Origin of the sequence: Arcicella rosea (assembly GCF_014204325.1) — a bacterium.
GTDB lineage: Bacteria > Bacteroidota > Bacteroidia > Cytophagales > Spirosomataceae > Arcicella > Arcicella rosea_A.
On the sequence record NZ_JACHKT010000059.1, the window covers coordinates 1 to 8392 of the forward strand.

Genomic DNA, 8392 nt, shown 5'->3' on the forward strand with positions numbered 1-8392 from the left:
TGATGATTTTTCTCATCCTTAAAGGCTGTTTTGATGCTTGGTCGCTCAAATTTCAGCCTTTTTGTTTTCAAGAACAAAATCTTCGGGTAGAGTAGGGAGGGTGCCATTGATAAGCACTTTTTTAGGATTTGACAAATAAGTATAATCTACTAAAAATAAAATAACGCTAAGCAGAAACCCTCTAATCATAACATTTTTAACATTTCTATATCAAAATAATCATTGAAAATTATTAAATTTAATTGAGCTGTCTGTAAACATTCATCTTCAAACCAAACTATCTTTTAATTACTCATTAACATGAAAAAAAACGTTTACGCATTATTCAAGCTAATGCTTCTTTTTTGGCTATGTCAACCAACCACATTTGCTCAATCTAAAAAGGCATCCACAGTCAGTGCTGAAGTTACTTTAATTGATACTAAGAAATTAGAAAAGCTCCGCAAAGAAATTTTAGAAGAAATCGACAAAAAGCAAGTATTCTCTCAACAAATGGTCGATATGATTTTTAGTTTTGGAGAACTGGGCTTTCAAGAGTATGAAACTTCTAATTATATCACCAATATTCTCGAAAAAGAAGGTTTTACCATTGAAAAAGGTGTTTCGGGCATTCCAACGGCATGGATTGCTAGGTGGGGAAATGGCAAACCTGTTATCGCTTTAGGCTCTGATATTGATTGTATTCCCAAAGCATCACAAAAACCAGGGGTTGCCTACCATGACCCAATTATTGAAGGTGCACCGGGGCATGGCGAAGGACATAACTCTGGACAAGCCTTAAATATTACGGCTGCCATTGTGATTAAAAAAATCATGGAACGTGAGAAAATCGCTGGTACACTTGTTCTTTGGCCGGGTGTTGCAGAAGAATTAGTAGGAACGAAAGCCATTTTTGTACGTGATGGACATTTTAAAAATATTGATGCTTGTATTTTTACACACGTTGCCAATAATTTGGGAGTGCAATGGGGTGACAATGGAGGAAATGGTCTGGTATCCGTAAAATTTAATTTTGAAGGCGAAGCTGCCCATGCGGCAGGTGCACCTTGGAGAGGTAAAAGTGCTTTGGATGCCGTTGAATTAATGAATATCGGCTGGAATTTTAAAAGAGAGCATTTGTATCCTTCTCAACGCTCGCATTATGTCATTGTTGATGGTGGCGACCAGCCCAATGTTGTGCCATCAAAAGCTTCTGTTTGGTATTATTTCCGTGAAAGAACCTATCCGAAAATCAAAGAATTATACGAATCAGGTGTTGCTATTGCCAAAGGAGCAACAATGATGACGGGAACGACAATGTCTTACGAAGTATTAGGAAGTGCTTGGCCCGGACATTTCAATAAACCGATTGCAGAGAATGTTTTTGAACATATCAAAAGAGTAGGTTTACCAAAATGGTCAGAAGAAGACCAACTGTTAGCAACTTCATTGCAAGCAGAATTGAAGTCGCCTGAGAAAAAGGGTTTAGCGATGAAAATAGATACAACCATCGAACCCGTTTTAGTAAGCATGGGCGGAGGTTCGGATGACATTGCCGATATTTCTTGGAATCTTCCAACGGTAGTGCTTCGCTATCCTTCTAATATTCCAGGTTTACCGGGGCATCACTGGGCTAATGCTATTTCAATGGCAACACCTATTGCACACAAAGGAGTAACCGCAGGAGCAAAGGTAGAAGCACTTACTTTATTAGATATGTTGGTAAAACCAGACTTGATTACCAAAGCTTGGGATTATTATAAAAACGAACAAACCAAAGATGTAAAGTATGAATCGCTGATTTCGCCGACGGATAAACCCGCTATCAATTTGAATCAACAGATTATGGCAAAGTTTAGACCTGAAATGAAGAAAGTATATTACGACCCTACCAAATATAAAAGCTATATGGAACAATTAGGGATTACTTATCCAACAGTTAGAAAAGTAGCTCCAGCCGAAGGAAGTACAACTACAGGAAAGAGTGGAGGTAATTAAAAACAAATCCCAAGACAGTATTATCATCACACAAAAAAAGAATACATTAACAAATAAAATTGCTTGATTAATGAAAAAGACGACTATTTTAGTCGTCTTTTTTTGTGATTATTAATAATTCTTGAATAAATATTGGGTATGTTTACCCATTAAATTACTTATATGTTTTGATGACTTTTTTCATTTGAAGAAGCCAAACAATCAAGAAAAACCATAAAAAATGTTTTCATTAATTAATAAGTCAGTCGTAATAACAGGTGGAGGTTCGGGGATTGGTCGTGCAATCTCATTATTATTTGCCAAACAAGGAGCAGCAGTAAATATTCTTGAACTCAACGAAGCTGCCGCACAAGATACCGTAGCAGAGATTCGTTTACAAGGAGGCATCGCTCACGCTTATGCTTGTAATGTAACTAATCAAGATGCCGTAAAAACAGTATTTGCAAGTATTGGTCGTGTTGATATTCTGATTAATAATGCTGGAATTGCTCATGTAGGTAATTTAGAAAAAACTTCGGAAGAAGATTTTGATAGAATTTTCAGCGTAAATGTTAAAGGAGCTTACAATTGTTTATACACAGCCGTACCGATGATGAAAGAAGTAAAAGGAGGCGTTATTTTAAACATGGCTTCGGTAGCTTCATCAGTTGGAATTGCAGACCGTTTTGCATATTCAATGTCGAAAGGAGCAATTTTAACCATGACATTATCCATCGCTAAAGATTACTTAAACCATAACATTCGTTGTAATTGTATTTCGCCAGCCAGAGTACATACACCTTTTGTAGATGGCTTTTTAGCGAAGAATTATCCGAATAATATCGAAGAAATGTTTGAAAAACTTTCGGCTTCACAACCAATTGGTAGAATGGCTAAACCAGAGGAAATCGCTTTTCTGGCATTATACTTATGTTCTGATGAAGCAGGTTTTGTAACAGGTTGTGATTATCCGATTGATGGAGGATTTATTAGATTGAATAACTAAATGTTAAATAATTAGTACTCACAAAATTTGTTTATTCTCAAATAATCAATTACTTGTGAAAAATAATTGCCAATCACTAATTTCTAATCGCTTCGTATTCATGAAAAAACTATTGTTATTATCGGTATTATTCTGGTCGATGACCTCTTTTATTCAACAAGAAAAACCTAAAAAAATCATTTTCTTTGGAGATTCTATCACACAAGCTGGCGTGCAGCCCAAAGGTTATATTTCTCAATTGCAAGAAATGATTGACAAAAAAGGTGATAAAGCTAAATATGAATTGATTGGTGCGGGCATCGGAGGCAACAAAGTATATGATTTGTACTTACGTTTAGAAGATGACGTATTGAGTAAAAAGCCAGATATAGTAGTAATTTATGTGGGTGTAAACGATGTTTGGCATAAAGCCACTTCTGGAACAGGAACTGACCCAGATAAATTTATTAGATTTTATCAAGCATTAATCAATAAGATTCAAGCAAGTGGAGCAAAATTGATTTTATGTACTCCAGCAACCATTGGCGAAAAGACTGATTTCAGTAATCAACAGGATGGTGATATGAATCAGTACAGTAATTTTATCAGAAATTTAGCAACGAAGAATAATATTCCACTTTGTGATTTAAGAAAAGAATTTCTAGGACACAATTTGAATAATAATCCAGAAAACAAAGATAAAGGCATTTTAACTACCGACAGAGTTCATTTAAACGAGCTTGGAAACCAGTTTGTTGCCGATAAATTATTCCCTTTAATTACAAAATAAATTGTTATGAAATTATTTAGATTTGGAGAAGTAGGTAACGAAAAACCTGGTGTAATCTTAGAAGAGAAATGGTTAGATGTTTCGGCATACATTCAAGATTATAACGAAGCTTTTTTTGAAAATGATGGCTTAGATAAACTAAGTTTATTGTTAGTAGAAAAACAAAATGAATTAGCAGAAATTCCAGCAGGAGTACGCATTGCTTCTTGTGTGCCTCGTCCTTCTAAAATTGTTTGTATTGGTTTGAACTTCGCAGATCATGCTCGTGAAACTGGTGCAGCCATTCCAGCAGAACCAATTATTTTCTTTAAGGCGACAACTGCACTTTCTGGTCCAAACGATGACATTATTATTCCTAAAAATTCAGTAAAAACCGACTGGGAAGTAGAATTAGCTTTGGTAATTGGCAAAAAAGCACAATATGTTGACGAAGCCGATGCCATGAATTATGTAGCAGGATATTGTTTACATAATGATGTTTCTGAAAGAGAATTCCAAATTGAAAGAGGAGGAAACTGGAGTAAAGGAAAAGGTTGTGATTCATTCGCACCACTTGGCCCATTTTTGGCAACTACAGAAGAAATTGAAGATGAAAACAATTTGAAAATGTGGTTGAGTGTAAACGGTAAAATGGTTCAAAACAGTAATACCGACCAATTGATTTTTAAAGTACCCGCTTTGGTTTCATATTTAAGTCAATTCATGACGTTATTGCCGGGCGATGTGATTTCAACAGGAACACCTCCGGGAGTAGGTTTAGGATTCAATCCTCCAGTTTTCTTGAAAGAAGGCGATGTTGTTGAATTAGGAATCGAAGGTTTAGGAATACAAAAACAAACCGCTAAAAACTGGAAAGCATAATTTTTTATTTAAAAATAAGTTATGTAGTTTGAAAATTTGAAAACGTATAAAATACAAATGAAAATTAAGCTTTGTGTTTTATCTTTAGGTAATTAAAGCTTACCTCTTTTCAAGTTTTCAAACTATTTTAATTTTTAAATAAAAACAAATCTTATGACGATAGATTCACATCAACATTTTTGGCAGTACGATGCACAAAGACATGATTGGATTTCGGAAGAAATGAAAGTTATTCAACGAGACTTTTTACCAAATGATCTTGCGCCAATTTTAGCCAAAAATAATATTTCGGGTTGTGTAGCAGTACAAGCAGACCAAACATTGGCTGAAACAGATTTTTTGATTGATTTAGCCAACAAAAATGATTTTATCAAAGCGGTAGTTGGTTGGGTAGATTTACGTGCAGATGATGTTGACGATACCCTAGAACAATATGCTGAACATAAAATAGTAAAAGGTTTTAGGCACATTGTTCAAGGTGAAGCAGATACTGAGTTTATGCTTAGACCTAAATTCAAAGCTGGTATTTCCGCTTTAGGTGCATTTGATTTTACTTATGATATTCTAATTTATCACTTTCAATTAGAGCAAGCTATACAATTAGCCAAACTTTTTCCCAACCAAAAATTTGTGTTAGACCATATCGCCAAGCCAGATATTAAGTCTGGGGAGTATGCAGCATGGCAAACCAATATCAAGAAATTGGCTTTACATCAAAATGTATATTGCAAATTATCAGGTATGGTTACCGAAGGCGAATGGAAAGATTGGAAAGTATCTGATTTTAAAATTTACTTAGATACTGTTGTAAAAGCCTTTGGTACAGAGCGTATCATGTATGGTTCAGATTGGCCAGTTTGTTTAGTTGCAGCACAATATGAAGAACAATTAGGGATTGTCAATGAGTATTTTTCTACTTTTTCTAGTTTAGAAAAGAAAAAGGTCATGGGTGAGAATGCACTCAAATTTTATAATATTTAAACCTTACCAGAGCCTCATTAAGCTTTTGGTAAATCTTTAACATGAACTTAGGACTTAAAGAAAAAGTAATTATCGTTTCGGGCGGTGCAAAAGGAATTGGCGAAGGCATTTCTGGCGTATTAGCTACTGAAGGAGCTTATGTGGCGATTGTAGGCAGAAATGACGCTGATAATCAAAAAGCAATTGAGAAAATTCAGGCAGCGGGCGGACAAGCGTGGTCGTTCGTAGCAGAATTATCTCAACCAGAAGAATGTAAAAAAGCTATTAATGAAGTAGTGGCTAAATTTGGTAGAATTGATGGAATCGTGAACAATGCTGGTGTAAACGATGGCGTAGGTTTAGAAAGCGGGAATTATGAACGTTTTGTGGCATCATTACACAGTAATTTGATTCACTATTACTTATTGGTACACCATGCTTTACCTTATTTGAAAGAATCAAAAGGAGCGATTGTAAACATTGGTTCAAAAACGGCTGAAACTGGTCAAGGTGGAACTTCTGCTTATGCGGCATCAAATGGAGGAAGAAATGCCCTTACTCGTGAATGGGCGGTTGAATTATTACCTTATGGCATACGTGTCAATGCGGTAATTGTGGCAGAATGTTATACACCATTGTACGACCGTTGGATTAAGACTTTACCAAATCCAGAAGAAACGTTAGCGAAAATTACAGATAAAATTCCATTAGGAAAACGCATGACTACCGCTGAAGAAATTGCCAATATGGTGACGTTTTTAATGTCAAAACGTTCAAGCCATACAACAGGACAATTGATTTATGTAGATGGTGGTTATACGCATTTGGATAGAGCTTTGTTGTAGGAATTGATTATTTTTCTTGTTAATTAATCGCTTCGCTCGAACAGTAGGAATTCGTTTTTCATCAATCAGAAAAAAGCGGTCGAAATTAGTTTTTCGACCGCTTTTATTTTTAAATTCTGGATGATTCATATTTATTCCCTAAGCAATTTTCTCTGCCTGATAAACCGTTACAGGTTCTTCCAATAATTCATCAAATTGAGCAACGAAACTACCAATATAAGGTTGCTGATTGTGGTTTTCTAAACCTGCCATACTTTCCCAAATTTCATGAAAAGTAAACAAATTTGTCTCATTGATAGATTGGTGCAAATCATATTGAATACAAGCCGCCTCTTTTCTGGATTCAGTCACTAAGTTTGTTAAAATAGTTTTTACTGTTTCAACATGTTCAGGTTTACTTTTTACGATTGCCGTCAGGTAAATATTCATTTTGAAAGAATGTTAGTTTAAAAACGTTTTACGAAGATGTTCTTGATAAAGAGTCATATCTCTTGCAATATTACTATTTTTCTCCATATCGTGAAAATGAATGCTTTTATGAGCGATATTCTTGCAAAAAGTGTTTTACAATGGAAAGTAAATAATTTGTTGAGAGAAGATTTAAGGGCTAGTAATGATGATTTGATACTTAAAAAATGGCTTAAATAGTAAAAGTAATTCGGAAATATCAGTGACTTTTTTGGTAGTTGTATCCTAATAAGTACCCTGATTTGTATCTGAATCCTTTTGTTCTAAGTTTGACTTCCAGCATTCGATGTTAGAGTAAGTTCAAACACTAATAATTATTCCAGATTTTTCGTCAGCAAGAAATTGATAGGAAGAATATTCAATTTATCTGGAAAGAAAAAGTATCAGGGAAAAATAGTATTTATTTTTTCCAGATTACAAAACAATTTGTAATCTGGAAATTGTTTTGATAATGAAAGGACTGTACGCAAAATGTAAAAATCACACGAGAGATTTACCTTTCAGAAATAACTGAATATTTTATTGTATGCTAAAAATCGCTTATTCACCAATCTATCAACATCCATTGCCAGAAGGACATCGTTTCCCGATGTTAAAATATGAACTTATTCCAGAACAACTTTTGTATGAAGATACTTGTGTTGAAGATAATTTCTTTGAACCTGAGCCAGTAGATGAAAAATGGATTTTAAAGACCCACCAAAAAGCATATTGGGAAGATTTGAAGTACTTGAGACTTGAGCCTAAGATGATTCGAAAGATTGGTTTTCCGTTATCAGCAGAATTGGTTTTAAGAGAAACTATTATTACCCAAGGAACGATAGATTGTTGTCATTTCGCTTTAGAAAATGGTATTTCTATGAATGTAGCTGGCGGAACGCATCATGCTTATTCCGACAAAGGAGAAGGGTTTTGTTTGTTGAACGATGTGGCAGTAGCGGCAAATTATTTACTGGAAAATCGTTTAGCGACAAAAATACTCATCATTGATTTGGATGTTCATCAAGGAAATGGAACGGCAGAGATTTTCCAAAACAATTCAACTGTTTTTACTTTTTCAATGCACGGGAAAGAGAATTATCCATTGCATAAAGAACAATCTGATTTGGATATTGAGCTGAAAACATATACTAAAGACGAGGAGTATTTGAACATACTTTTTGAAACATTACCCCAATTAATTTCACTTCAAAAACCTGACTTCTTATTTTATATATCAGGGATTGATATTTTGGAAACAGATAAATTAGGAAAATTGAGCGTTTCTAAAGAAGGATGTTTCAGAAGAGATGAATTTGTTTTTGAACAAGCAATTAAACATAAGTTACCAATAGTAGTATCAATGGGAGGAGGATATTCTCCTAAAATTATTGACATTGTGGAGGCTCATTGTAATACTTTTAGGTTGGCTCAAAAGATGTTTTTCTGAATGAAAAACATGAGTCATCCCGAACTTTTTCTTAGAATAGTGAGGTTTAGGACGATTTGAGAGGTTTTTATCTTTATTATTGTACAATCCTTACTTTT

Annotated in this window: 8 protein-coding genes; 7 read left to right on the forward strand and 1 reads right to left on the reverse strand. The window is 34.6% G+C overall.

Annotation, left to right across the window (positions count from 1 at the left end):
• Positions 1-300: 300 nt before the first annotated feature.
• The 6 genes from HNP25_RS21375 (at position 301) to HNP25_RS21400 (ending at position 6397) form a co-directional block, all read left to right on the forward strand.
• Positions 301-1977, forward strand: coding sequence for an amidohydrolase (locus tag HNP25_RS21375; RefSeq protein WP_229202932.1), 1677 nt, complete (start codon positions 301-303; stop codon positions 1975-1977).
• A 220-nt stretch (positions 1978-2197) separates the two neighbouring features.
• Positions 2198-2962 (forward strand): SDR family NAD(P)-dependent oxidoreductase, encoded by a 765-nt coding sequence (locus HNP25_RS21380; protein ID WP_184137769.1) that lies wholly within the window; start codon positions 2198-2200, stop codon positions 2960-2962.
• Positions 2963-3062: 100 nt separating this feature from the next.
• A complete protein-coding gene (locus tag HNP25_RS21385; RefSeq protein WP_184137771.1) occupies positions 3063-3731 on the forward strand; it encodes an SGNH/GDSL hydrolase family protein in 669 nt (222 codons plus the stop codon).
• Positions 3732-3737: 6 nt separating this feature from the next.
• On the forward strand, positions 3738-4592 hold the full coding sequence (locus HNP25_RS21390; protein WP_184137773.1) for a fumarylacetoacetate hydrolase family protein: 855 nt from the start codon (positions 3738-3740) through the stop codon (positions 4590-4592).
• A gap of 153 nt (positions 4593-4745) precedes the next feature.
• Complete coding sequence (locus tag HNP25_RS21395; protein ID WP_184137775.1) at positions 4746-5573, forward strand: amidohydrolase family protein; 828 nt, start codon at positions 4746-4748, stop codon at positions 5571-5573.
• A gap of 41 nt (positions 5574-5614) precedes the next feature.
• A complete protein-coding gene (locus HNP25_RS21400; protein WP_184137777.1) occupies positions 5615-6397 on the forward strand; it encodes an L-fucose dehydrogenase in 783 nt (260 codons plus the stop codon).
• Positions 6398-6535: 138 nt separating this feature from the next.
• Here HNP25_RS21400 and HNP25_RS21405 read toward each other — a convergent pair whose 3' ends face one another.
• Complete coding sequence (locus HNP25_RS21405; RefSeq protein WP_184137779.1) at positions 6536-6826, reverse strand: putative quinol monooxygenase; 291 nt, start codon at positions 6824-6826, stop codon at positions 6536-6538.
• A gap of 565 nt (positions 6827-7391) precedes the next feature.
• Between HNP25_RS21405 and HNP25_RS21410 the strand changes: the two genes are divergently transcribed.
• Entirely contained in the window at positions 7392-8294 is a 903-nt protein-coding gene (locus HNP25_RS21410; RefSeq protein ID WP_184137780.1) for a histone deacetylase family protein, read from the forward strand.
• Positions 8295-8392: the final 98 nt, after the last annotated feature.

Bases quoted from the DNA above. Each gene is read 5' to 3' on its own strand.
- HNP25_RS21380 (WP_184137769.1), top strand. From the start codon at position 2,198: ATGTTTTCATTAATTAATAAGTCAGTCGTAATAACAGGTGGAGGTTCG.
- HNP25_RS21410 (WP_184137780.1), top strand. From the start codon at position 7,392: ATGCTAAAAATCGCTTATTCACCAATCTATCAACATCCATTGCCAGAA.
- HNP25_RS21400 (WP_184137777.1), top strand. From the start codon at position 5,615: ATGAACTTAGGACTTAAAGAAAAAGTAATTATCGTTTCGGGCGGTGCA.
- HNP25_RS21390 (WP_184137773.1), top strand. From the start codon at position 3,738: ATGAAATTATTTAGATTTGGAGAAGTAGGTAACGAAAAACCTGGTGTA.
- HNP25_RS21385 (WP_184137771.1), top strand. From the start codon at position 3,063: ATGAAAAAACTATTGTTATTATCGGTATTATTCTGGTCGATGACCTCT.
- HNP25_RS21395 (WP_184137775.1), top strand. From the start codon at position 4,746: ATGACGATAGATTCACATCAACATTTTTGGCAGTACGATGCACAAAGA.
- HNP25_RS21375 (WP_229202932.1), top strand. From the start codon at position 301: ATGAAAAAAAACGTTTACGCATTATTCAAGCTAATGCTTCTTTTTTGG.
- HNP25_RS21405 (WP_184137779.1), bottom strand. From the start codon at position 6,826: ATGAATATTTACCTGACGGCAATCGTAAAAAGTAAACCTGAACATGTT.